Here is a 25,582-nt window from a genome sequence, read left to right as displayed (position 1 = left end):
TTTATAGTTAACCTGAACTCTGGATAATAAATCTATCTCGAGCAGCTATTATCAGCGCTAACTGCGTTGAATTTACTTGCAATAGACCAGCTATTGACGCGCAAATTCGCCTTATTTTCACTAAAAATCTCTGGCTCGAGAAAATAAATTTAAATATCACATGATTCAATGCATTAGTAAATCTTTTACCCAGAGCTCAGGTTAGTCAACTATAGAAATATAATTCCCTATAAAACAAAGGCTAAGTTAAGGCTTTTTAACGCCATATAAAAACTCTTCGCCACAATCCATCCACAAATCATATTTAGCCATTACTTTTGTAAACATAGGGGCTTGTAAAAATTCGTTTAACCACGCGCGTACATGTGTGTATTCGCTTTGTAAGTACCAATGTTTGTTTACACGGGCAAACTGCCTAATAAACGGAAGTAGTGCATAGTCCGCTAGGCTTTTTTCATCGCCCATTAGGTATTTATGAGTAGTTAGTTTTGCTTCAAATTGTTTAATAAACTCTTCGCATGCTGTTTGGTAATAAAGGTGTGCCATGTCTTTTGTGCGAGCATAAAACTTATACTTTTCGAGCACTGGCTTAAATTGTGTGTCGTTTAGCTTAATTAAATCAAGCATACGCGCAAGTGCTAACGGGTCGTGAGAGTGGAGTAAATTATGTGGGTCATTTTGTTTTAAAGCCCACAGCATAATGTCTAGGCTTTCATCTATTACTTGGTTGTTAGGTAATAATAAAACAGGCACCGTGCCTTTTGGCGATATTTGTAAAAGGTGCGGTGGTTTGTTTTTAGTTTTTATAGCGCGTAGTAATACTTGTTGCTCTGCCATTAAAATCCCCATTCTTGCACGCATTGCGTAAGGGCAGTGTTGTAATGAATATAATAATGGCAGTGTCATTTTAATGCTTACCTTAGCTGTTTAAGCCTTCAACATATTGCTGGCGTGTTTGTATTTTTACCATTTGATTTAATTGATCTTGGGCTTGTGTTTGCCCACTTATTAAATTTTGAAAATGCTCTAATAATACGGCTTTATCGAGTTTGTCTTTATCGCCTGAACCAATGTCGGTCAAATCAATAAAAAACTCGTCAAACTTGTCGGCGTAATCGGTCACAATATCCATATTCAAAAATTGCTCATGGTTATAAATACTCGGGTATCCGCCTTTTTGTTTATCAATAGCAAAGCTAATCCCTTTAACGTTAGTGACCGTTGTTTCTTTTTTGCAGCTAAGCATGCAGCTTGCGTCTATACGTGGTTTTTTACAGCCTACGGTTTGTTGGAAAAAACACTGACGGCTGGTCATCATTAGTATTGGATGATAAATGCTGTACATCATTTTAAAGTTGTTAGGGCGTTTAATACTGCGCATTTGTTGCTTGTTAATCTCGTTTGAAATAAACGCACCTTTAGCATTTAAATCTTCTTGCAGCGTTAATAATGCATATGAGTTTGTAGTGTTTAGCAACGGGCCTGCAATCCAGTCAATACCTAACTCCACTGCTTTAAAGGCAACACCTGTATTGTTACTAATTATAAGTTTTGGTTTTACTGTTTCAAGTAAGCGCACGGCTTCTTCAAAGTCTTTGCCAATCATCACAGCCGGAAAGTACGGAATTAACTGTGGGTTCTCTAAAAATATATTAATGTACGCGTCGTTATTTTTTCTAAAGCTTTCAGGTAATTTAAAGTAAACGTCTACATTACTTAAATCACATAGGTAAATGTCTTTTATGTCCGATATTAAAATAGACAGTGTGGTTTTGTTTTTATCTTCTTTTTCGTGGTTTACCAGTTTAGGTAATTCAACAGGGGCAATTACGTCTTTGCCTTCATTTAATAAAAACGCGACCTGTTTTTTAATACGGGCAAGTTCTTTAAACGGAATACTTAACGGCACGGTTAAGTTGTCGCCTAAGTTTGAATAATCCATTTTTTTAATGTTGAAGTTTGCATTACTAAACGTTTTAAAGCGTTTTTCTATTGCATCCATATCAACTACCGACTTATCAGCAGCTTGCATTAGCATTTGCGATTGCACTTCAAAACGCTGACTAGGCTCGGCATTCGTTAACTCTGAGCCTGCTAACATAGTTTCGTTTTTAGATTCAATAATTACGTTAACCGTAAATGGCTGATTTAATTGCCCCGAAAACTCAAATGTAAGTTCGCGTTTTGAAATATCTAAAAATTCAATTTTCTTTTTAACTAACGAATCAATTTCACTTTTTTGAGTAGAAAGCTCTTGCTGTGCATCGTAAATTTGCACAACCGAAATTGCGTTGTTTTTTTCGTTAGCGTGATCAAAACTGTGGTCGCGTGGGTTATCGGTAAACATGTTTTTGGTCATGTCGCCGGTTAAAAATTTATTAGTAAAGTTACGGTTAAATACTTTATAAAGACTCGAATCGTCTTCAATTAAGTTACCGGTTTGCACAAAAGTGTCTATCTGTTTACGCCAGCTATCAATAACCGTGTGTACGTAGTTAGCGCCTTTAATTCGGCCCTCTACTTTTAGCGAGTCAACGCCTGCGGCTACCAGCTCTGGTAAATCAAAATAGGCTGAATTATCTTTTAAGTTTAATGGGTGTTTGTTACCCATAGCGGTTGGCTCGTATTCGTCACGACATGCTTGCGAGCAACGACCACGGTTACCTGAGTTACCCACACTTACTGAGCTTGAATAACATTGCCCCGAAAACGCTATGCACAATGCGCCATGTACAAATACTTCAGTTAATACATCGCATTTGTGCGCTACATCAGTCAATATTTTAATTTCGGTTAAGTTAAGCTCGCGCGATAAATTTACACGTGTAGCGCCAATGCGCGCTAAAAATTCAACTTGCGATTCGTTATGGGTCGTTAACTGCGTTGATGCGTGAATGTGTAAGGTGGGAAAGTGCTTTTTAACTATATTGAACAACCCTAAATCTTGCACAATAATGCCATCAAGTGTTGTATTAACTAGCTGGTTTAGTAGCTTAAATAGCGCACCCATTTCATGCTCTAATATAACTACATTGAGCGTTAAAAAAATCTCACAACCGTATTCATGTGCTAAGCGAAGTGCGCCGTTAAGTTCGTCAAACGAAAGATTAGAGGCACGGTTTCGGGCATTAAAGGTATCTAATCCACAATAAACCGCATTAGCGCCGGCTACAATAGCGGCTTTAACCGCATTTACATCACCGCCAGGGGCTAATAATTCAATCTTTCTACTCATAACAACGTTTCACTTTTTCGCTCATATTTAATTGCCGCGAATTTTATCTGTTTAGGCGCATGAATGCTATTTATTGGGTGATATAAAAAAAGATGAGCCGTTAAAAGGTAAAACTATATGAGTTAATATAAATTGAAATTTATTTAGTTGAGTTGTTTAGCTCGATGTTAATTCAAATCAGCTGAGTGTATTATCATTAATTCGAACTGTTTTTATACCCAAGTACTTTTATACTTTAAATAGGCAACTGTATCAGTAATCTTAAATCACTAGATAAATCATTAACAATAAGCTCTGAAAACTCATCTGAGTCTGTAGTTTTAGATACCCAACTTAAAATAGCCACATTTAACCTGTTTAATTACCTTGAGCCGCCCAATGCATATTATGAATTTGAGAAAATTTATACCGCGCAGCAGTGGGCTAAAAAGCAGCGTTGGATTGTTGATTACTTAACAGAGCACGAGCCTGATGTAATTGGTTTTCAGGAAGTGTTTAGTATTGACTCGTTAAAAGAGTTAGTGGGCGGGCAGGGTTATAATTACTTTGCGGTGGTAGATGCGCCAGAAGTGATTGACGACTTTATTTATAAGCGCCCAGTAGTGGCGATTGCCGCTAAATACCCGATAGTTGAAGTAGCAGCGGTCGAGCACGATAGTGAACTTGCCAGTACTGTTGGGCTTAATAGTGACTTTATATTTAGCCGCAAGGTACTAAGAGCTACCATTACTTTGCCGCATATAGGTAATACCGATTGTTATGTGGTGCATTTTAAATCTAAGCGCCCAATGATTGAAGTTGGTGAACACAGTAAAGAGCTTTCAGCCGATCCTTTACAAGAACGTTCGCCTGAAAAGAACATAATTGAGATTTTAAAATCGAATGTAGCGGGCGGTTGGGGTTCTACTGTTCAGCGTGGTAGTGAAGCTACGTTATTAATGATAGAAATGATTGCTAGGCGCGAAGCTACGCAGCAACCCATGGTGCTAATGGGCGATTTTAATAACGACCTAGCTGATGGTGTGCTCAGTCATTTACTTACTAATACGCTACGTTTTGCTCCTGCGTTTGACGCTAAAACCTACCTTGCTAAATATTGCTTAAATGATTCTTGGGATTTATTTGTTAAATCGTATTTGAGTGCTGATGAAGCAACTCTTAATGAAGCGATTAAAAGTGAAGCTGCTACAAGTGAAACTATTACAGGCAAATCGCTAGCTGAAAACGTTGTTTCAGATGAAGCAATTTTAAGTGATGGCGAAAGCATTATTGATGCAAGCTGTGTAAACACCAAAAATATAGATGCTCCAAAGGCAATTCCGTTAAGGGCGCCTACACATTACTATGGCGCGAGCAGCTCGGTGCTTGATTATATTTTATTATCAAGTGAGTTTGATGCCAGCTACCTTGGAAGTTTTTTTGAAGTAAGCGACTATAAAACTTACGATCGCCACTTAATAAACCCTGAGTACGAGCGTGATGACTTAACTACCGATCATGGTGTGGTATTAGTGACGCTAACATTAAGATCGTAGAACTATTTTGCATGAATAGAACGGTTTACTGCTATTTAAATACAAATGGAATATTAGCTTAAAATGGAAAATATTAATCAAATTACCGTTTTTGATTCATCTACACAAAGTTTTGATTTTGTTGAAATAACAACATTAATCACTTCGCATGGTATATCAACGCATGGAAGTATTTGTTGTAACGGTAAAACGTTACTCGCGAATTATGTTTATAAAAAATGCGGAGCGTATGAGCTAATTTATACCATTTTAGATGCTGCTGGAAACTCTAAGAGCTTTATTGAAGAAGATGGTATTTTACCCACGTTATTTTTAAGTCCAACTTTAGATAATTATGTTTCGATTGTGCCTTATGATCCTAACAAAGAATTAGAAATTAGCATTCCACTTTTTAATAGAAAAAACACTAAATTACCTAAAGGGAATAGACCTTTTACGGGTAACTTTATTGGTGTTTCAAATCAATTTTCGATTTTTTATGATGTTGAAATATATGATGATAAAAAACCAGATAAATTGTTGGCAATGGAGTTTAAAAACGAAGCGCTAAAGAAAAAACATAATATTAAAGTGCCATTACCTAACAAAAATAAAATATTTGTTGAAAATAACGAAATTCATTTATTGTCTCATCATGGCTTTACTTGGTTACACAGGCAAATAGATGAAAAAGGTATTGAAGTAAAGCGTAGAGAGTTGCGTGCATCTAGTGACTTTGTTCGGGAAGTTATTAGTTTATCTTTCACTGATCAATCGTATGTTTTGTGCAGTGAAGGTGGAAAAATTATTGTTGAAAAAATAAGTAAAGACAACGTATGTAAACCTAATGAAGTCATAGATATTAAAGATGATATTTTTAATATGTGGCAACCAATCAAAATTGGCGAGCATACTTATGTTACTCAGTTTAACACTGAGTACGGAAATGGCTGGTTAGTCACAAAAAATGATTCTGTTTTAGAGTTGTATTATAGTAAAGACACAAACGGGTACAAAGAGCTTGTTAGCGGTAAAATACTCATTATTAAAGGTGCAAATTTAATAATATCTAGCATAAATAAAACACAAGAGAATGCTTATTCTGTTGTTTTGTATCCGTGGACGGATAGAGAAGTAAGCAATAAGAAGGTAATTGTAATACATAATAATTTGAATTTTTTATAAGTGTTTGATATTAAAGTTATATTTTTAACACTGTTTATGGTGTTTTTATAGTTGTATTTAATAGGGATTGTAGAAATGATTAAAAATGTAGTCAGTCAAAAAATTTTGCTGAGCGATGAAGATTTCAAAAAATACAAAACCAATAACAGAGTATGGTTTTCAATATTAACCATTTTACTTGTGTCTATCATTACGGTGATTACAGTATCGATTTTAAATAAAGAGTTAGAGCTAGGTATTTATACAGGATCATTACTGGCTTTTTACTTGGTATCTTTGGGAATTGTTGCTTCAAAAAATAAGGCGAATTGGATTTTATGGGTGTTATTAACGCTCATATCTATGTTTATTATACCTCTCGTTGGTATGATTGTTTCGCACATACTTATAGCCAGAAAAGGCTTCAAAAATGAGTGGTTATCTCTTTAGCGACTTATAAAATTATAAGCACAGCTTTTGATACATTAAATGACTTTTAAAATAAGGAGTATTAAATGACAGATAAACAGGTTTTATTTTTCAGTAACGACAGCGAAATGGAAAACGTGAGCAGGGCAGCAAGAGATACGTTTAAGTATTTTTGGAGAGAGCTCGCTTGGGAATCAAGACGAATAGTTCCTGGTCTTGATTTATCAATTGTTAAGGTTGCTTTTAAAACAGATAAAGGCGATGGCGTACCTCCCTTTGAGCACATGTGGATAGGCGATATTGATTTTGATGGAATAAATGTAACAGGTACCTTAATGAATGAACCTAATTGGGCTTCAAATGTGTCTGCAGGTGATGTGGTTAATATTCCTGTAAGCGATATTGGGGATTGGATGTATGTTATTGATAATAAAGTTTATGGCGGGCATACCGTTAATTTAATGCGTTTGAGAATGTCTGAGCAAGAAAGAAATCAACATGATAATGCATGGGGATTAGATTTTGGTAACCCTAGTGAAATTGAATTAACACCCAGTGGTGAAAATAAACCACAAGAAGTAATGATTAATACTGAAAGCGGTACCCCTAGCAAAATATTAGAACACCCTATGAGTGTTAATATGGCCTCAAAAATAGAAGAAACTCTTCAAACAAACCCTTCAGTAGCGACGAGTGTTGATGAAAATGGTTGGACAATGCTTCATAGAGAATCTTTAGCCGGTAATTATATTGCGGTTTCACTGTTGTTAAAGTATGGCGCAGATCCACAACTATGTAATTCAAATGGGCACAGTGCAATTGAATTAGCTAATATGATGGGTTGGCATGAAATAGCTGATTTATTAAAAAGCAAAACTAAGCAGTAACAAGCTCTATGATTATTAAGATGTAATAATCTAAATAACTCGTTTAATCACTATTTTTAGTCTGTTGGGCGAGTTACCCTAAAGTATATTTAAGCAAGTTATGAATCTCGACACGATTTACTACCATTTTAGTAAAGTTTTTAGTTTGCATTACGTCTAACTTACGTCATTCGCTTGTAAGGCGGTGAGTTATACAACCTCGTTAGTCATAAAGGATAATATGAAATCTTCGCATAAAATTGCTCTAGCATTAATCATTTCTTTTTTAGTTTCAGCTGTAATTGATTCATATTTTCTCTACTCTAGAAATATGGTCGACGTTACATATTTCCTACATATAGCTATTATTGGGGTGCTTTTATTTATGTGGTGTAGAGCTCATGCGAAAGAGAATAATATTAAGGATGCAGGTGGTAAACCATTGTTTTGCGCTTTGTTAGGGGGTGTTGGCGTACCATATTATGCTTATAAATGTTATGGATTTAAGAGAGGGAGTATTTTACTTGGGAAAGCTTTTGCAGCTTTGTTGTTAGCTTTAGTGCTGGTTACTGGTATTGATATACTATTTGAAATGTCTTATGCGGCACGATAATTTACTTATTATATTGCTACTCCAAGGTAGTTGAACTGAATTATGAATAAACTAAAATTAATAATGTTAGCACTGTCTACTTTTTTTACGTATGGCTCTATTGCGTCTGAACTCCCTACAAGTGCACGTTCTGAAAAAGCGATATCAATGGTAGAGCCAGCATTAAAAAAGCAGCTGGCAAATAAAGGTCTTAAATATGGAGCACCTATATTTATTCGAATATTCAAAGAGCCAGGTATTCTTGAAGTATGGGTTGAGTCGGATGACGGTACATATATAAACTTTAAAAATTATGAAATTTGTACATTCTCGGGAAATTTTGGACCAAAATTACAAGAAGGTGATAATCAAAGTCCTGAGGGGTTTTATTATGTGAATGCCAATAGGCTTAACCCTTGGAGTAGCTATCACTTATCATTTAATTTGGGCTTTCCAAATAAATACGACCGTATACACAACCGAACAGGGAGTGCATTGATGGTTCATGGAGACTGCGTTTCTATCGGGTGTTATGCGATGACTGATGAATACATAAATGAAATTTACGCACTTGGTGCTGCAGCATTAAAGTCAGGGCAACCATTTTTTAGGGTTCACTCGTTTCCGTTTAAACTTGATAGTGAGCTTTTATTAAAACACCAATCAAGTAAATGGTACTCTTTTTGGCTTAATCTAAAAGAAGGTTATGATTACTTTAACAAATATAAAAAACCACCAAACGTTGAAGTTAGTCATAAGAAATACATATTTAACTAATTATTTGAATATAAAAGCTTTTTTAGATGAAGCTTTTGCTATTTTAAGTATAAATAGGCTTTTTAAATCTATTTGTTGTACGACTCAAAACTCTAAGTGTAAATTATTCAAAGTTTTTACTGTTTTTAGCTGTTATTTATAAAAATCTACTAAGCTAATTAGTAGTTTAGAGTTGATTTATAAAAATAATATACTAAATTTTAAGGTACTAGGTGTATAACTTACATAAAAGTGTGTGCAATTTTCGCGAACAACAACATTGAGATTGTATTGAAATAGTATTATTAAATTAATAAAATGCGTCAGGTCTCAAAATTTAACTGAGATAAAGAATAATTACTATTTAGTATTATTCTTCGCAGTTAACATTAATTATAAGTAATCGCTAATTAGTGGTATATATAATGTAAAAGCTACCTGTTGATGCTAGTAAACACTATTACTAATAGCACATTGAGTTTATTGACTAAGATATAAATACGTAAATACTTGGCAAAGCAAATGCGTTGTATTTGTTTTCACATATTTATTATTGAAATAAAAACTAAAAATAAAACGGCAAATATGGAACATTATACCTACTCATACCATAGATTAAAGGGGAGCTTTAACTCCCATAAACAAGTTCTTTTTACAAACCTAGCATTCCCTTCTAGGTCTTTAATATGCGCATCGTTTTTTATTGTTTTTTTTAATTTAAGTTTTGCTTACGCGCAAGAAGTCACTCCAGATATTGTAGCCAAAGAAACTAATATAGGTTTATTAAAAAGGGCTGAATTGCTTATTGATACTGATGTAATAATGAGTATTGAATTAAGTAAGAAAATGTTGTCTGAGGCTGAGCTAAATGCCGATATACAGTTAACCGCACAGCTACATAATTTGTTAGGTCAAGCGTATCAAAAAAATAATAACATTGATAAGTCATTACATCATTTTCACGAATCCTCAATTAGTTACGGTAAATTAAATGATACTCGTAACCAAATAAAGTCAGCCTTAAATTGTATAAAAATATTATTAGATGAAAAACGCTATTTAGAGCTTAATAAAGAAATTGAAACTATATTACCTTTAACAGTAAATTACGCTGACGACTTTTTTATAGCTCAAGTCTTTATTATTAAAGGCGATATGCTTTATAAACAAAAGAAATATCACGACGCTAATGTACAATATTTATCTGCAGTAAAACACCTTACAAGTAAAGATAACCAAATACAGAAGCACTTAGGTGAAACTTACAAAAAACTTGCTCAGTCTTACAAGCGTCTTAAAAATAGAGAGCAAACCGCACACTTTTATACAAAAGCTTTAGAAGTATACACCAGCTTGGATGATTTAAAATTGATGGCGCGTACCTTAAACACGTTAGCAGAGGCCCAGCGTTATTTAGATAATTTAGTTTTAGCACTTGATTACTCAACTCAAGGCTTAGAGATACAAAAAAGTATTGATGACCCAGTTGGGTTTGCGAAAGCATCACTGGGTGCAGGTATTATTTATCGTCATATTGGTTTGTATGAAAAGTCGCTTAAGCATGTGCGTGATGCGTACTTATATTACAAAAAAGTGAATGATGAACTTGGTATTGCCAAAACAGCTAACCAGATGGGGTTTATATATACTCGGTTAAAACAATATGACCAAGCTGAATTTTTTTATGAACTTACAATTAATTTGCAAAAAGGCAAGGTGGATGAAAAAACCCTTGCTTCTGCATTAAGAGAAATGGCTGTTATTAATTTTGAGTCTGGTAATTATGATTCCGCTATGCAATTTGCACAAAATGCTTACACAACATACAAACATGAAAACCTGACGTCGTATATCTCTGTAACTGCACGAATCATCGCTAATATTTATAATGGCCAAGGAAATAAAAGTAAGGCTTTGGAGTATTATAAAGAGTCCTTATTATTAGCAAGGCAAACGGGGAGTCCGCTTTATGAAATAAAATCTCTTATTCCTTTAGCTGCAGCTCTTATTGGTAATGACACTGATGAGGCTGTTAACTTACTTAAAGAGTCGCTCGCTTTGTCGGCTCAAATAGATTCTAAATTACACACTCTCTATGCTTATCGTGAAATGCGAATAGCAGAAAAATTACGAGGGAATATTGCAGAATCACTAAGCTTCGCTGAAAAAGAAATAGCACTGATCGAAATTCTCCAAAATGAAAAAGAAGAAAACAAAGTCGCATTAGAAAAAGCACATCTGCATTCTTATAAAATGGAAATTGAGTTGGAGTCGTTAAAGGAAAGAGAAAAATTCCACCAGCTAGAACTCGCAAAGAAAAACAGTGAAATTGAAAACTCAGGCCAAGCGCGGGTTATTTCAGAACTCGAGTTGGCAAAAAACAAATATGCAAGTATCGCATTAGCGCTATTATTAGCAATATGCCTCGCCTTTGTTTTATTTATTTATCGAAGTTTTACTGCATCTAAAAAAAGAAATAGAGAATTAGATTATTTGGCAGCAAGAGACCCTTTAACCGATTGTTATAATCGTCGTATTTTATTTGAAGTTTTAAATCGTGATTTTTCTGAGTTAGATCAACTTAATGAGTATTGTATTTTAATGGTCGATATTGATTACTTTAAAAGCGTTAACGACTCTTACGGACATTGTATTGGCGACTCTGTTTTATGTGGGGTTGCTAAGGTACTTCAAAGTTGTGCTCGTGAAGATGATATAACGGCTCGGTTTGGTGGTGAGGAGTTTTGTATTGTATTACCAGGTACTTCTCAACTGCAGGCAATGCAAATTGCAGAAAACATGCGTAATAAAGTAGAGAAAACACATTTTGATGGTATTTCTGTAACGTGTAGTTTTGGTGTTACGTCCATTAAATTTAATGCTAAAACACCTTTTGAGTTAATAGAACAAGCTGATTTAGCACTCTACGAAGCTAAATCCTTGGGGCGTAATAAGGTGTCTGTTTGGGAGCACTCGCTAGAAGAATTTAAGCTTTTTAGATCTGAATAAAATAATATTACACATAATATTTTAAATACGTTGAGTTTTGGTTAAGTAAATTTTTTACAGTGCTATGAGTTACTTACATTTATTAAACGGTAAATTTCATTTATTTGTTATATATCAATGTATTAATTTAGGTCTTAAAATTGCATCCTTAAATAATTATATAAAAAACAAAGGATTTAATAATGACTGAAGTTGCACTTTCTGCCTATTTGGCGTTTTATTTTTATCTAATTATGCTGGTTATACAGTGGGCCGTTGCTACCTTTAGCAAAGCAAAAGAGCCTAATGCCGTACCAGGTAAAATTGACGAAAATTTATCACATGCCAGCTTTATATTTAGGGCACACAGAACATTTCATAACACACTTGAAAACAGCGCATTATTTATAGGTACAGTGCTATTTGCGTTTGTAATTAATTACCAAAGCCCGATTTTTGCAATATGTGTATGGATTTACGTTATAGCCCGTTTGATTCATATGACTTTGTACTACATGATAGCAACTGAGAAAAATCCTAGTCCACGTAGTTACTTCTTTTTGATTGGTGTGATTGCAAATGTGGTTATGCTGGTAATGATTGGCTTAAGGCTAATTGCTTAGATTATATATCACTTTTTAATTAACTAATTTGTTAGTTTTTGAGTTGGGATAATAAGTGATATTAAAATAACAAAAAAGCGAAGGGCTTAATTGCTCCTTCGCTTTTTTTAGCAGTTTACTTTATGTTGTAATAGCTAATTAATTTTGTAAATTAGTGACTATAAAATTAGATGCCTAACTTATTCAATATTAATTTGTGTACTACTGATTATGCCGTCGTAGGTCACCGACACAATAGCAGTACCATTAGCGCTTAATTTACTGGTTATTCTATAGAGTGCCTGATTAGTACCAGGGTCAATTATTTCAGCACTCACTATATCACTACCATTGAGGCTCCAATCAGCAAATTCGGTAACATTTAAGCTAGAAGGCGAAGTAGAATAGTTAGCTGTAAGTGTTAAATCAATGGTTTGCAATGGTTCTAATACTAGCGGGCTTTCGCCATCATTAATTTGAATGCTATCGAGAGTTGCACTACCAGTCACTTCTACAGCTACTACCTGCTGTTTGCCACCACAAGTACCTATTAATTGAGTAACACCAGGCTTTAGAGCAAACAAAGTAACATTTTCACTATCTTCAGTAGTAATACCGACGTTATTTGTATTTGGAACCGACCAGCTTATTGTAGAGTCGATATCAAAAGCTGATTCTTCGTTTACTAAGCTCGCTTGTGCGTTAACTTGTAAACGCGACCCGACGTTTAATGTAATTATGTCTGTTGCAACATCATTAACTAAAACATCAATGTTTTCTAAGTTAATAGGGTCGGCGGTAACCGTTAATTGATCTGTAATATCACCTATTTTTGCAGTAACCGATGTAGTTTCGATTTCGGCTGATGAAGTATATAAAGTACCATCTGAATCAATCGATGCTGTGGTTGCATCATCTAATGCAAAGCTCATATCTTTAACTGTGTTCAATGAGATATAACCATCTGCATAGGTAACATCACCATTAATGCTTGCATTAATACAGGTGTTAATATTACCGGTTTCAGGCGATGCTTGTTTTAATTGTATACTTGTTACAGCTTCATCGCTTATAGACATTTCTCCATCGCCAGAAATATCATTAATGGTCGTACCTGTAATTGTTACAACCCCTTGATTAGCTGATAAGTTAGCGACAGCAGTTACTAAACCACTGTTACTCACGGTTGCTATATCGGTATTACTTGAGGTCCAAGTTAGCTCATTAGTAACATTTCGCGTTTCGCCGTTACTATCAAGACCTGTTGCACTAAGTTGATGTTTTTCGCCAGCTCTTAAACGAGTTTGATCGTTTACAATAGTGACCGATTCTATAATAGTGCCTTCAGTACGGAGTTTTTCCAGTGTAACTGCTTTTACTAAGTCGGCTGATTCGCTATCAGAGCCACAACCAACGATACCTGTTAAAAGGACCGCGATAACTGATAATTTAGGGAGAGTGTGTAGTTTTGCCATTTTAGAGAAATGCCTTTTATTATATACGGACGACTAAAACTGGTATGTAAAACCAAGAGAAATAGCTGTAATTTCAATATCACCTTTGTTGTACAAAGATTGATAACCAAGTCTAATTTGGGTGTTGTCTATGTAAGGAATATCTTGATGTATGGCAAGCCCCCAAGCAAAACCTTTATATTGAAAATCACCGTTAATTGTTTCTTCTGGACCGGCAACTGCAATGTTTGTTTGTGCATACCCTAAAGAGACGTCTAAGCCAAAGCCATTAACAACATCTGATTGCATAACAAAAAACAAGGCAACACTTTCTTCTATGTCGAACTCAATATTATAAATATTATCAGTACTTAAAGAAGTTAAATATTGGGCTTCAAAAGCCATATTGTTATTACTTACGCCTAAACGCAGTGCTGCCGCTTTAGGTTCTGTATCTTCGTTATTAATTGTGATTTCAGGTAAAACATAATCTACACCAATATAAGCGGTGTCAGCAAAAGACTGAAAAGATGCGCAAAGCAAAAGTAGAGAAAGTATTTTTTCCATAAAGAGGTTAACTATCCGTAAATTTTTATAAGACGATGATGGTATATAATTGGCTAAACTTAATCAAGGAAAGGTCGATGTTTGGGCTTAAATAAGGTACTGATAACTACTTTTATTAAAGCCTTAATAAGTTACGCACCTTTGCTTATAAGCTTGGATGAAAAGCATTCGAGAGCTGTTTTTATTCTTTATAGTTTTAAATAAAACGTTTGTAATAACTAAAAAACGAAGAGCGTGTAGGGCATCTTCGTTTTTATTTTTAGTTCAATTAGCCGTTAAAGCATTACGAGACAACAGTTAAAAGATGAGTGAAATAGTCGCGCAGTGATAAAACCAAACTTTATAATACATAGTGGCTATAACTGTTTTGGTCTATACGATTAATCTATCCCTATAAACCCACCCGTTTGGTGAGTCCAAAGAGCAGCGTAAATCCCGCCTTTAGCGATTAGTTCTTCATGAGTGCCTTGCTCAACCACGCCGCCATCATCAAGTACAATTAATCTATCCATTTGTGCAATGGTTGAGAGCCTATGCGCTATCGCGATTACTGTTTTGCCTGTCATTAAATCATCAAGGCTTGCCTGAATTGCTGCTTCTACTTCTGAGTCGAGTGCGCTTGTGGCTTCGTCGAGTATGAGTATTGGTGCGTTTTTAAGAAGTACACGTGCAATAGCAATACGCTGGCGTTGACCACCCGAAAGTGTAACACCGCGTTCGCCTACCTGTGCATCAAAGCCTTTGTTACCTTTGCTATCTACTAAGTCGTTTATAAACTCAAGAGCTTTAGCTTGTTTGGTCGCGTTGATCATTTCGTCTTGTGTTGCATCGGGACGACCGTACAAAATATTGTCTTTTACTGAGCGATGAAGCAGGGAAGTGTCTTGCGTAACCATTGCAATGTAGCGGCGTAGACTTTCTTGGCTTACGTCTGTGATGTTTTGCCCATCAATTTTTATTGTTCCTGAGTCAGTATCGTAAAAACGCAGTAATAAGTTAACAAGCGTTGATTTACCTGCGCCAGAGCGGCCGACTAAACCAATTTTTTCGCCAGGTTTAATGTTTAAATTTAAACCGTCCATTACTGGGCTGCGATTAGTCTCGTTTGCTGCTTTACCGTAGTTAAAGTGTACGTTGCTAAACTCAATGGCACCTTGGCTTACGTTAAGCGTATCGGCATTTGGTTTATCGGCAACTTCAATAGGGTTTGAAAGTGTTTTCATGCCATCGGCTACGGTACCAATGTTTTCGAACAAGCTGCTTATTTCCCACATGATCCATTGCGCCATACCGTTTAATCTAAGCGCTAAACTAACAGCAACTGCAATGGCACCTGCGCTAATTGCACTAAGCGACCATAAATAAAGTGATACAGCGGTAACCGAAAATACTAATAAATAATTTAAGCTTTGAATAACAAAGTTTAAGCTGGTTACCAAACGCATTTGTTTATACACAGGCTGCAAAAATACATCCATGCTTTGTTTTGCGTATTGTTCTTCACGTTGGGTATACGAAAACAATTTAATTGTAGAAATGTTTGTGTAGCTATCAACAATTCGACCTGTCATTTCTGAGCGCGCATCGGCTTGTGAACTGGCAATTCTTTTAAGGCGCGGTACAAAATAAAGCTGTACGCAAATGTATAAAACCAACCAAACTAATAAAGGGATCATTAAGCGCCAATCAGCTTCGGCAACTAAAAATACCATTGAGCCAAAATAAACTACAATATACATTAATACATCGAGTAGTTTGGTCACTGTTTCGCGAACGGCTAAAGAGGTTTGCAATACTTTGGTGGCTATTCTTCCTGCAAACTCATTTTGATAAAAGCTCACACTTTGGCGCAGTAAATAACGATGCGCTAACCAGCGAATCGACATAGGGTAATTGCCCAGTAATGCTTGGTGCAAAATAGCAGAATGAAAAAATACGACTACGGGCAATACCAGTAATAGCACTACAGCCATTTTGATAAGCTCTGACTTTTGCTCTACAAATAGGGTTTCGGGTGTGTAGGCCGTTAACCAATCAACAAGCTGTCCCATATAGCTAAATAAAGAGACTTCTAAAATAGCGAGCATGGCGGCACTGATAGACATAAGCACCAACGACAGTTCCATTCCTTTGGTGTAGTGACGACAAAAAGCAAATAAAGTCGAAGGCGGCTGAGTAGGTTGATCCTCAGGAAATGCTTTTGTCATTTTTTCAAATAATCGATACATTTTAAAAACTTAAATGGCAAATAATGGTGGGTATCATACCATTTAAGTATTTTTAAATGCAGGTTTGTAATGTATTAATTGTGAATATGGTAGAGCGTTATTAATATAATTTAATATTTTAAAAAGTGCTTTATTTGTTTTTATAGCATTGGATTATTTAGGTTTATTCCTTTGCTCATATATAAATCGTCATATCTGAGGCCACCATTACCATAAGGTTTTTTAACTGGACCTGTATTACAGTTAGCTAAAAAGTAAATAAGCGGTTGTTCGCGCTTCATTCTAAATTGTGCATTTTTATACACCAGTGTTTGCTTGCTAAATTCACTGCCTTTTACATAAACATCGTATTGTTGACCTTGCTCTGACGCCGCTGCGTTATTAACAACATACCATACGTCGTACCAGGTATTTGTTTGCAGTGGCTTGGCCGATTGTTTGGTAGCATAGTTTTGAATATTGCTATATCCGCTGTCGGTTTTAACCATTAATGCGCCATCGTTTACAAGACCGTTTGATTCTGTTTTATCGGTTACGCGAAGTGTTGGTTCAAACGCATCGTAAGCATGTTTATTAATTAACTCTGGAGTAAGATTACTCAACCCAAAAGCATGGTTATTAGGAAAAGCAGCCACGTTTATACGTATATAAAATGTGTAGGTTTCCCCCACTTTAACCACTTGTGGGAGCTTTTTATAAGAGAGTGCCTTGCGATTACCAACAATGCCCTCGCGTGCGGGCTTTTTTAGTAAATAATGATTTGTGGATTCAGTTGCTTGTTCTGGTTGTATAACTGTTATTTGTGGGTTTTTAACCTGTGGCTTAGTTTCATTTTGTGTATCAACACTTTGCCAGTCGCTAAGTGAGTTTTCAAAATTATCAATAAGTAGCCATTCGTTTGACGTGTTTTTAGGGATGGTTGAACACGACGCTAATGTGCCTAACAAACATAAAATTAAAATGTGTTTAAAATACATAATTGGCTCTCAGTAAGTTTAGGTGTTTTTGGTTAACCAATTATTGTTCTGGCTATAACTTTAAAGTAAAGGTTATGTAACCAATTTAATGTTTTTATGTCAATCATTAAAGCAATAGGTATGGTTTGATAGAGCTTGAAAATGTAATATACCTTTGCATTCAATCAGCTCGGCAAGCTTTAGCTGAGTTTAAATTATTAGGACGTTTTATGTATACGGGTTCGTGTTTGTGCGGTGAGGTAGGCGTTGAAGTATCGGGTAGTATAACCAGCATTATTCATTGTCATTGCTCACTTTGCAGAAAAAATAGTGGGACTGCATTTGCAACCAATGGCTTTGTAAATATAGATGACTTTACAATAATCAAAGGGCAAGCACTACTTAGTGAATTTAGTTTTAAACCAGGGCGTACACGCTATTTTTGTAAGTGTTGTGGCTCGCCTGTTTATAGCAGCAACAGCGATGACAAAAGCAGAATACGAATTCGTTTAGGAATACTCGATAGCGATATTACTGAGCAGGTATTATCGCATAACTTTGTTACGTCTAAAGCTAATTGGGAGCAGCTAGAAACAAGCTTACCGTGCTATGAAAAACACGAACCTAGTCGGTAACCCACTTTATTCAATGTGGTAAATGCTGTTAATACTTTTATAAAGGGTTGGCGCAAAATTTATAAACACAGGTGAGTTTTGTATTTCATCAACGTTTATGTGCATTAACGTATGCTGGCTTAGTATGATCACTATATTTTTATATTCGTTAAACTCTATTAGCGCCAAGCTTTTAAAATGCTGCCTTAGCAGTGCTAAAAGCATTTGTAGCTCTTGACCTGTTTGTGGGTTTAAATTAACAATTACTTGGGTACTTTGCTCACTACAGCGATTTATGTTTTGCCAAAAGTTATCACTGGTTAAAAAAGGCAGGTGATTTTCACCGCTAAAAATATCAATAGTGATTACGTTAAAGTGTTCTGTGCATTGTGCGATATATTGCTCGGCGCATTGCAAATAAGTGCTGTGATTATTTGGTAAGTTAAAGTGCTCGGTAGCAATAGCGGCAATATGTGGGTTTATTTCTACCGTATTAAATGTATTTATAGCATTAATATAAGGCGAATTACTTTGCAAGTAATACATAATCCGCTCAAATCCCGCTGTGCCTAGGCCTAAATTTAGTATGTTTAATGTATTTACAGGTTTAAGTAAAAATAGCAGCATACACTGGTTTATAGGAACGATTACTTGCTCCGTTTGCGTGAGGTTCATAACGCCTTGAATAGTTATATCTTCATTCGTTTTTTGTGCAAGCGTTAGCCACCGATACCCTTCGTTTTGATACACGCATACGGGACCAAATGCACTTTGCTGCGATTCAATAAGATTACTTTTAATTGTATCTTCTTTTAACTGGCGCATAACTTAAACTATTTATATAAACACAACAGTAGTGTGCCACGAAAGTCATGTATTTATACAAATTAATATGTAACAAGGTTTGTAATTTTATTTCTAGTTGTAACTTGTGGTTATTAAAGGTACGAATTTGTTTTATTTACGGTGTTGCAGTAGTCTCTATATCCCGCGTTGCTAGTATTATCTGTTTATAAAACAGATGGTTACTGGTAACATAATTTAAATGTATAAAATGCAAAGGAAGCAAAATGAAACCAGAAGATTTAGACGTTTTTTTAAGTGAAGACGAAGACTTTGATGAATACCTCGAATATATTGAAGAAATCACCTTACCTTGTGTTGATATAAAGCTATTAAGTGGTTTAGAAAAAAGCATAGGAGAAGAAAGCCGATTTGGAGGCATCCCATTTTTACCCAACAATTTTATTTGGCCTACTCATGATAAAGGTGAATATCTATTTTTAGGGCAAATAAACTTTGACGAAATACAAAATGGGCCTGCAGACCTTCCAAAAACAGGTATGCTTTCTCTTTTTTATGCTTATGATGAAAATGGTGAAATATTTTGGCAAAGTGAAGATTATATAAAAGGGTATTACTGGGAGAGCACAAAAGACTTTATTGATTATACAAAGAAAAACACCTCAGCTTTATCAAAAAAAATCAGTTTTACCAATGGAGTTGATGTTCCTAGGTATGAAGAATTGAGAAGTGATTGGCCGTTTGACCCTGAGCTTTTATTTGAGTTGTCGTATGGCGGTGTTTTTAGCGATGATTACATACTTGGTTATCCTTCACATTGTACATTAGGGTATGACCCAACGCCTGAGGGAGGGCAGTGGATGTCACTCATTACGTTAATGTCTAATTCTGAACTTGATTGGTGCTGGCATGATGGAGATAAGCTCATGGTTTTTATTGAAAAAGACAAACTGCTTAATAAAGACTTTAGTTGCTTAAAATCAGATGCCGGCTAATATAACCTGAACTCTGGATAATAAATCTATCTCAAGCGGCTATTTTCAGCGCTAACTACGTTGAATTTACTTGCAATAGACCCGCTATTGACGCGTAAATTCGCCTTGTTTTCACTGAAAATCTCTGGCTAGAGAAAATAAATTTAAATATCACTATGATTCAATATGCTAGTAAATCTCTTAACCAGAGTTCAGGTTAAATTGTATTTAAGCGTTATGGTAAATTTATAGCGAAGACAACAAACGTATTAAACGCCACTTAATAGCGGCGTTTAATACGTTAAAACGTGTGTCTGATACATTAACGCATCATCTATAGGTACAGGTCGAGCAATAAAATAGCCCTGAACATTATCAACACCAAGCTTGCGCAACGCATTTATTTCATCTTGCGTTTCAATACCTTCAGCCACAATAGAGCAGTTTATGGCTTTAGCAAATCCGCACAGTGCTTTTGCAAGTAGAAATTTTCGGCGATCTTTGTTTATATCCTGAGTTAGGCTTATATCAAGTTTAATTATGTCGGCTTCTAGCTCTAAAATATGTTGAAACGACGAAAATCCAGCACCTACATCATCTATTGCGAGTTTAATGCCTTTTTCTCTCAGTGGTTTTAGCGCGTTACGCATGGCTTCGTAGTCTAAAATAGGCGAATGCTCTGTTACTTCAAGTATTATTTTGCTGCAGTCGGTGTGCTGCAATGTTTTTGCCAGTGCACCTGTTAAAATATGCTCTGGGGAGGTATTAATTAAAATGTATGCAGTGCCATCAAACTTATGTATGCAGTTAAGTGTGTTTTGTATAGCTAACATCTCAAGTGATTCACCTAAAGATAGTTCAGACGCTTCTTTAAACCAAATGTCAGGGGTTTTATACGGTTCAATAAAAAATCGCGAAAGGGCTTCAAACCCAGATAATTTATTGGTCTTTAAGTTAAATATTGGTTGAAAATAAATAGTGATGTTATTTTTTTCGATCACATCTTTTATCGCTGTTTTAGCATCACGATGTAATATATCGTTGTGAATTTTTTTCTCAATTAATTCAGTGGCTATTTCTGAAATAATCTTTAAAAAAGATAAGTCTCTGTCATTTAAGCTGTCATCTAAGTCTGACTTATAACAACAAAAAGTGCCATAAACCTCCCCACAAGACAGCCTAATTGGCACGCCAATATAGGAGCCTATATTTAACCTATCGGTAACCGGCATCACTTTAGTTATAGGATGGGTATGCGTGTTTTTAATAACAGAGCTTAATTTATTATCAGCGATTTTTTGACAATATGTTTCACACATAATGTCGGCGTTTCCTACTTGTACAGCGGTGCTCGATGTTTGATTATCGACAAATTTAAAAACACGTTTGTTTTCGATAAACTCTGAGATAAAAGCAACTTCCATATTTAAATGCTTACGCACAAGAGAAAGTAACTTTGAGAGCTTAGAGTCTATAGATGTATCATCTTTTAAATCAAAAAGGTGATTACTTAGTGTTTCATTCATGAAATAGCCTAGTTATTAGTATTAATGGCATTTATTGCCTAAGAGTATAATTTATATATAGAAAAGCGCCAATGTTCTGTGCTCGAAAGTAAGATTAACCAAATAGTTTTCTTCTTACTACCTTTCTGTAAGCACTCGGTGTTTGGCTTAGTACTTTTTTAAATACACGGGTTAAATGACCTTGGTCGTTATAGCCTACTTCAAGCGCTACTTCTTGAATTGACAAGTTAGATGATGCAAGTAACTCCTTAGCCCCCTCAACACGTAGTTGTTGCCAGTATTCTATTGGACTTTGATTAGTTGCAACTCTAAAGCGACGAGTAAAGGTGCGATAACTTAAACTAAACTGTGCGGCTACTTCTTGTAAGTTTAGCTCGGTGGCTAAATTGGTTTTTAGCCAAAATTGAATTTGCGCAATAAGTTCGTCAGGATGACGGTCAACAGCTCCCTCAAGATAACGTTGATCTTCGTAAGGTTTGCGTATTTCGTGGGAGAAGTTTCGTTCAACATGTTGAGCGGCAGCTTTTCCATAGTATTGACTAATAATATGTACGATCACATCGGCTAGTGCGTTTAAGCTGGCAACAGTATACATACGTTCTGATTGAGTTATAAAAAAATCTGGCTTTAGGCGTACTTGCGGATAATCGCGACTAAATTGATTTGCATAATGCCAATGAGTTGTAGCAGGGTGCCCATCAAGTAAACCCGATTCTGCAATTAAACAGTTGCCAGTACCCACCCCAATAATATGGCNTGGCTGCCATCTTTAAAGCTCTTATTTAACCAATCAACCACGCTTTTATTTGTTTGCACAACAGGACGTGGGTTTCGCCATATACCAGGCACAATAATTAAATCGCTGTAAGGAGCCGTGCTGGTGGTGCAATCGGGAATAATAGCAAGCCCTGCTTGGCTGCTTATTGAATCATTACTTTTGGCGACTAAATTTATAGCAAGTGGTCTGAAATTTTGCTTATCACTATGTCCTTTTGCAAATGCCTCACCGGCTCTGAGCATTTCTATAGGCAATGTTAAGCTAGTAATTAATAAATGCGGATAAACGGCAATGGCAATGTTTAATGCGGGATTGATGTGCTTAATACCCATTTAGATGCTCCGACCAGTATTGTTTGGCTTTTTATGCTTAATATTTGGCTATTAAAGCACAATGTGCAGCGAGTAATCCATTTAAACTGGCTTCATCTTCTTATAACACGTTTTTAAAGGCAAATTATGACAGCATTACCCGTTATAGTCGGCATGGGTGGTATTAACGCCGCTGGTCGTACTTCTTTTCATCAAGGTTATCGTCGTATCGTGTTAGACACTTTAAATGCAAAAGATCGCAGTGAAACATTTTTAGGCCTCGCCACACTGATGAACTTAGTAAGCGTTGTAAATGGTCAACTACAAGACTCTCAAGGTAATATTGTTGAGCAAAGCGATATTGAAGAACGCTTTGGTGAGCAAATTATTGCTGGTACGCTTATTCGTAAAATCGAAAAAGAGCACTTTGATGCTGACGCTACACCATGGCAGCAAAAAATGACGCTTAATGCATCAAACGACAACGCCATTGTATTTGAAACCCGTGCCCGCGACTTGCCAACACCGGTTCCAGCTAGTTGGGTAGTTGAAGAGCTTGAAGGAAAAAAAGTTAAAGTAACTATTGCCGCTGGTATAGATGTTAAACACGATTCAACTCGTGATAACCCTATTAAGTCAGCAGGGCAGTTTCCTACAGGGTTTGATCCATCTGTTATGTATAACAGTCGTTATCAACCACGTGGTTTACAAGCAACTATTTTTGCAGCTACCGATGCCATTAAATCAACAGGGCTTGATTGGCAGCACATAATGAATAGTGTAGAGCCAGATAAAATTGGTACTTATTCAGCGTCGGTTATTGGTCAAGTTGACGATAAAGGATTAGGCGGGTTAATTAAAGCACGCCAACAAGGCGAACGTGTAAGCACCAAGCAATTAGCGCTTGGCTTAAATACCATGTCGACAGACTTTATTAATGCTTACGTAACTGGCAACGTAGGTACGACGTTTTCTACGTCGGGCGCGTGCGCCACGTTTTTATATAACTTACGCGCAGCAGTTAACGATATACAGGCAGGGCGTACACGTGTTGCTATTGTAGCAAGTGTAGAATGTGCTATTACCCCAGAAGTTATTGAGGGTTTTGGTAACATGAGTGCGCTTGCAAACGTTGAAGGCTTACGTCGTTTAGATAATTTATCGCATGATGATGAACCAGATTATCGTAAAAGTAGTCGTCCATTTGGTGAAAACTGTGGCTTTACTTTAGGCGAAGGCGCTCAAGTTACTATTTTAATGGATGACGCATTAGCACTTGAGTTAGGAGCTGATATTTTAGGCTGCGTACCTGATGTATTTGTCAATGCTGATGGTATTAAAAAATCAATTACGTCACCAGGGCCTGGTAACTACATAACAATGGCTAAATCGGCAGCTTTAGCAACAACGCTTTTAGGTAAAGAAGCGCTGCAAGAACGCAGCTTTATTTTGGCGCATGGCTCAAGTACACCATTAAATCGTGTAACAGAGTCGCTGATATATCATAAAGTGGCACAAACGTTTGCTATTGATAATTGGAAAGTAACAGCACCAAAAGCATACGTTGGTCATACTATTGCACCGGCAAGCGGCGACCAGTTAGCAATTGCTTTAGGTGTATTTAGCCATAATATTATGCCAGGTATTACCACAATAGATAAAGTGGCTGATGATGTTTACAGCGATCATCTTGATATTCGAAATGCTCACTACGAATGCGCCGATATGGACATTGCCTTTATTAACTCAAAAGGTTTTGGCGGCAATAATGCAACGGCTACAGTGCTGTCACCAAAAGTGACAATGCAAATGCTTGCTAAACGCCATGGCGATAGTGTTATGAGTAGTTATGCTAGTAAAACTGAGACTGTAAAAGCAGCTCAACAAACATATAAAGCGCAAGCCGATTTAGGTCAGTACGAACTAATTTATCGCTTTGGCGATGGTTTAATTGACGATAACGACATTGTAATTAATGAGCAAAGCATACAACTACCAGGCTTTGAAAAAGCAATTACGTTTAGTACAACAAATTCCTACCAAGATATGTTTTAAGCACACATACTTGTTGGCAAGGCGCTTTTTAAGCGCCTTTTTTAATGTCTAAAATTACGTATGTACTCCTACAAAACACTTAACACCCTTGTTCTTACTGGGCTGTAGCGTTGACATAGTTATTGAAAATTGGAATCGGTACAGATCCAGCACAGACCCATCCCTAAAAATAGACCCACAAACAGACCTATTTATCCGCTCTAAACCGTTCTAAAATTCACAGGCTTAAGCACCGTTTGAACAAGCTTTATTAATCGCCTTATACCCAATTCAGTTTTTTCGCAATAGTAGGGTAAGTATTAATTATCAAAACGTCGAAAATACACTACGAGACTATTTATTATATTCAAACTTCTAGCGTTAAATGCTCACGCCGAACTTGTCAAAAACAAAAACCACGGAACGCTAACAGTTGAAACAGTTACCTCAATCTATAACGATGACACCTTTCACGCCAATATCTCGGGTTACATTCTCTGATAGGGGAGAGGATTGGCATTCGTGTTGCGGGTGCTGATACATCTGAGGGATTCGTGAGGGTCACCCATTAGAAAATTCCGGTCAAGCAGGCAGCTGTGTTCTCTTGATCTTTTTATTCAAAAACCAAGTGTTCTTATTATTTAAACTCAATTTAAATATGACTACGCACCTAGTAATGACGTCGATTGGTGTGAATATGCACCGTGGCTTGGATAAAGAACGCCATATGAATTTAGGCAGTTTAATTAAGCTTTATTGATGATTAATTAAGCCCCTTGGCTTTCGCCTCAGTCATCGTTTAGTACCAATGTCAGTCCAGTTTCTGGCTGTGTTTACACACTGCGCTGTAACAAGTCAGTGGTTTATGCTTACACATAACCAACCCTTTGTGGCTCAAACATTGGGCATATCCAGTATTTAAAATATGAGCGGTTAACGTGCAGGCTTAATCAAATCTAATGGTTTTACCAACCCCATTACGAGCTCAACACGTTAACCTAATTTGTTTTATAGACGCTAAGCAAACGCCTTGTGTTCATCGAATGGTACATTGTCTTTAAGCACGTGATAACACGCTCTTGCGAGCTTATGTGCAACCGTTTTAATCGCAACTACCTTGTTTGTTTTAGCCAGTTTTCGTTGATAATATTTTTTAACTGTTGGGTTATAACGAATTGCAAAATTAGCAG

Annotated in this window: 19 protein-coding genes and 1 pseudogene; 11 read left to right on the top strand and 9 right to left on the bottom strand. The window is 36.1% G+C overall.

What is annotated here, in order from left to right:
* Positions 1-246: 246 nt before the first annotated feature.
* Both L647_RS0120880 and L647_RS0120875 read right to left on the bottom strand, forming a co-directional pair.
* Positions 247-906, bottom strand: coding sequence for a glutathione S-transferase (locus L647_RS0120880; RefSeq protein WP_024612742.1), 660 nt, complete (start codon positions 904-906; stop codon positions 247-249).
* Between the two features lie 13 nt (positions 907-919).
* Positions 920-3,235: a peptidase U32 family protein gene (locus L647_RS0120875; RefSeq protein WP_024612741.1), complete on the bottom strand. Its 2,316-nt coding sequence runs from the start codon at positions 3,233-3,235 to the stop codon at positions 920-922.
* Positions 3,236-3,588: 353 nt separating this feature from the next.
* Between L647_RS0120875 and L647_RS0120865 the strand changes: the two genes are divergently transcribed.
* From L647_RS0120865 to L647_RS0120830, 8 genes are all read left to right on the top strand, one after another.
* Positions 3,589-4,770, top strand: a complete 1,182-nt coding sequence (locus tag L647_RS0120865) for an endonuclease/exonuclease/phosphatase family protein (RefSeq protein ID WP_024612740.1) — start codon at positions 3,589-3,591, stop codon at positions 4,768-4,770.
* 63 nt (positions 4,771-4,833) lie between these two features.
* The gene (locus L647_RS0120860) at positions 4,834-5,934 is read left to right on the top strand and encodes a hypothetical protein (RefSeq protein ID WP_024612739.1); all 1,101 of its coding nucleotides are present in this window, start codon (positions 4,834-4,836) and stop codon (positions 5,932-5,934) included.
* A 75-nt stretch (positions 5,935-6,009) separates the two neighbouring features.
* The gene (locus tag L647_RS0120855) at positions 6,010-6,363 is read left to right on the top strand and encodes a hypothetical protein (protein WP_024612738.1); all 354 of its coding nucleotides are present in this window, start codon (positions 6,010-6,012) and stop codon (positions 6,361-6,363) included.
* A gap of 65 nt (positions 6,364-6,428) precedes the next feature.
* Positions 6,429-7,229, top strand: coding sequence for a DUF2314 domain-containing protein (locus L647_RS0120850; protein ID WP_024612737.1), 801 nt, complete (start codon positions 6,429-6,431; stop codon positions 7,227-7,229).
* A gap of 220 nt (positions 7,230-7,449) precedes the next feature.
* Positions 7,450-7,821, top strand: a complete 372-nt coding sequence (locus tag L647_RS0120845) for a hypothetical protein (protein ID WP_024612736.1) — start codon at positions 7,450-7,452, stop codon at positions 7,819-7,821.
* A gap of 42 nt (positions 7,822-7,863) precedes the next feature.
* Complete coding sequence (locus L647_RS0120840) at positions 7,864-8,577, top strand: murein L,D-transpeptidase family protein (protein WP_024612735.1); 714 nt, start codon at positions 7,864-7,866, stop codon at positions 8,575-8,577.
* 564 nt (positions 8,578-9,141) lie between these two features.
* Complete coding sequence (locus tag L647_RS0120835) at positions 9,142-11,565, top strand: GGDEF domain-containing protein (protein ID WP_081707003.1); 2,424 nt, start codon at positions 9,142-9,144, stop codon at positions 11,563-11,565.
* A gap of 182 nt (positions 11,566-11,747) precedes the next feature.
* The gene (locus tag L647_RS0120830; RefSeq protein ID WP_024612733.1) at positions 11,748-12,167 is read left to right on the top strand and encodes an MAPEG family protein; all 420 of its coding nucleotides are present in this window, start codon (positions 11,748-11,750) and stop codon (positions 12,165-12,167) included.
* 179 nt (positions 12,168-12,346) lie between these two features.
* On the opposite strand, the gene L647_RS01000000124755 is transcribed toward L647_RS0120830, so the two are convergent.
* From L647_RS01000000124755 to L647_RS0120810, 4 genes are all read right to left on the bottom strand, one after another.
* Positions 12,347-13,621 carry an Ig-like domain-containing protein gene (locus L647_RS01000000124755; protein WP_024612732.1) on the bottom strand — a complete coding sequence of 425 codons (1,275 nt, stop codon included), beginning with the start codon at positions 13,619-13,621 and terminating at the stop codon, positions 12,347-12,349.
* Between the two features lie 33 nt (positions 13,622-13,654).
* Positions 13,655-14,167, bottom strand: a complete 513-nt coding sequence (locus L647_RS0120820; RefSeq protein WP_024612731.1) for an outer membrane beta-barrel protein — start codon at positions 14,165-14,167, stop codon at positions 13,655-13,657.
* Positions 14,168-14,547: 380 nt separating this feature from the next.
* Positions 14,548-16,395, bottom strand: a complete 1,848-nt coding sequence (locus tag L647_RS0120815) for an ABC transporter ATP-binding protein (RefSeq protein ID WP_024612730.1) — start codon at positions 16,393-16,395, stop codon at positions 14,548-14,550.
* Between the two features lie 140 nt (positions 16,396-16,535).
* Positions 16,536-17,372 (bottom strand): hypothetical protein, encoded by an 837-nt coding sequence (locus L647_RS0120810; protein ID WP_024612729.1) that lies wholly within the window; start codon positions 17,370-17,372, stop codon positions 16,536-16,538.
* Between the two features lie 209 nt (positions 17,373-17,581).
* On the opposite strand from L647_RS0120810, the gene L647_RS0120805 reads away from it, so the two are divergent.
* A complete protein-coding gene (locus L647_RS0120805; RefSeq protein WP_024612728.1) occupies positions 17,582-17,986 on the top strand; it encodes a GFA family protein in 405 nt (134 codons plus the stop codon).
* A gap of 6 nt (positions 17,987-17,992) precedes the next feature.
* Here L647_RS0120805 and L647_RS0120800 read toward each other — a convergent pair whose 3' ends face one another.
* Positions 17,993-18,790, bottom strand: a complete 798-nt coding sequence (locus L647_RS0120800) for a hypothetical protein (protein WP_024612727.1) — start codon at positions 18,788-18,790, stop codon at positions 17,993-17,995.
* Positions 18,791-19,035: 245 nt separating this feature from the next.
* Here L647_RS0120800 and L647_RS0120795 point away from each other — a divergent pair, with 245 nt between their 5' ends.
* Positions 19,036-19,764 carry a YwqG family protein gene (locus L647_RS0120795; RefSeq protein WP_024612726.1) on the top strand — a complete coding sequence of 243 codons (729 nt, stop codon included), beginning with the start codon at positions 19,036-19,038 and terminating at the stop codon, positions 19,762-19,764.
* A 272-nt stretch (positions 19,765-20,036) separates the two neighbouring features.
* Here the strand turns inward: L647_RS0120795 and L647_RS0120790 are convergent, their stop codons facing one another.
* Entirely contained in the window at positions 20,037-21,269 is a 1,233-nt protein-coding gene (locus L647_RS0120790; protein ID WP_024612725.1) for an EAL domain-containing protein, read from the bottom strand.
* 94 nt (positions 21,270-21,363) lie between these two features.
* Positions 21,364-22,379: pseudogene (locus L647_RS01000000124750) on the bottom strand (helix-turn-helix domain-containing protein).
* Positions 22,380-22,505: 126 nt separating this feature from the next.
* Between L647_RS01000000124750 and L647_RS0120780 the strand changes: the two are divergent.
* Complete coding sequence (locus L647_RS0120780; protein WP_024612724.1) at positions 22,506-24,413, top strand: beta-ketoacyl synthase; 1,908 nt, start codon at positions 22,506-22,508, stop codon at positions 24,411-24,413.
* The last annotated feature ends 1,169 nt before the right edge of the window (positions 24,414-25,582 follow it).

This window comes from Pseudoalteromonas sp. TB64 (assembly GCF_000498095.1).
Taxonomy (GTDB): domain Bacteria; phylum Pseudomonadota; class Gammaproteobacteria; order Enterobacterales; family Alteromonadaceae; genus Pseudoalteromonas.
Note: the sequence above shows the minus strand (reverse complement) of the source record. Positions and strands in the feature narration are given on the sequence as shown.

Excerpts from the sequence above, each read along its gene's own strand:
- L647_RS0120845 (WP_024612736.1), top strand. The coding sequence starts at position 7,450 with ATGAAATCTTCGCATAAAATTGCTCTAGCATTAATCATTTCTTTTTTA.
- L647_RS0120830 (WP_024612733.1), top strand. The coding sequence starts at position 11,748 with ATGACTGAAGTTGCACTTTCTGCCTATTTGGCGTTTTATTTTTATCTA.
- L647_RS0120850 (WP_024612737.1), top strand. The coding sequence starts at position 6,429 with ATGACAGATAAACAGGTTTTATTTTTCAGTAACGACAGCGAAATGGAA.
- L647_RS01000000124755 (WP_024612732.1), bottom strand. The coding sequence starts at position 13,621 with ATGGCAAAACTACACACTCTCCCTAAATTATCAGTTATCGCGGTCCTT.
- L647_RS0120875 (WP_024612741.1), bottom strand. The coding sequence starts at position 3,235 with ATGAGTAGAAAGATTGAATTATTAGCCCCTGGCGGTGATGTAAATGCG.
- L647_RS0120810 (WP_024612729.1), bottom strand. The coding sequence starts at position 17,372 with ATGTATTTTAAACACATTTTAATTTTATGTTTGTTAGGCACATTAGCG.
- L647_RS0120800 (WP_024612727.1), bottom strand. The coding sequence starts at position 18,790 with ATGCGCCAGTTAAAAGAAGATACAATTAAAAGTAATCTTATTGAATCG.
- L647_RS0120880 (WP_024612742.1), bottom strand. The coding sequence starts at position 906 with ATGACACTGCCATTATTATATTCATTACAACACTGCCCTTACGCAATG.
- L647_RS0120805 (WP_024612728.1), top strand. The coding sequence starts at position 17,582 with ATGTATACGGGTTCGTGTTTGTGCGGTGAGGTAGGCGTTGAAGTATCG.
- L647_RS0120820 (WP_024612731.1), bottom strand. The coding sequence starts at position 14,167 with ATGGAAAAAATACTTTCTCTACTTTTGCTTTGCGCATCTTTTCAGTCT.
- L647_RS0120815 (WP_024612730.1), bottom strand. The coding sequence starts at position 16,395 with ATGTATCGATTATTTGAAAAAATGACAAAAGCATTTCCTGAGGATCAA.
- L647_RS0120780 (WP_024612724.1), top strand. The coding sequence starts at position 22,506 with ATGACAGCATTACCCGTTATAGTCGGCATGGGTGGTATTAACGCCGCT.
- L647_RS0120855 (WP_024612738.1), top strand. The coding sequence starts at position 6,010 with ATGATTAAAAATGTAGTCAGTCAAAAAATTTTGCTGAGCGATGAAGAT.
- L647_RS0120835 (WP_081707003.1), top strand. The coding sequence starts at position 9,142 with ATGGAACATTATACCTACTCATACCATAGATTAAAGGGGAGCTTTAAC.
- L647_RS0120860 (WP_024612739.1), top strand. The coding sequence starts at position 4,834 with ATGGAAAATATTAATCAAATTACCGTTTTTGATTCATCTACACAAAGT.
- L647_RS0120790 (WP_024612725.1), bottom strand. The coding sequence starts at position 21,269 with ATGAATGAAACACTAAGTAATCACCTTTTTGATTTAAAAGATGATACA.
- L647_RS0120795 (WP_024612726.1), top strand. The coding sequence starts at position 19,036 with ATGAAACCAGAAGATTTAGACGTTTTTTTAAGTGAAGACGAAGACTTT.
- L647_RS0120840 (WP_024612735.1), top strand. The coding sequence starts at position 7,864 with ATGAATAAACTAAAATTAATAATGTTAGCACTGTCTACTTTTTTTACG.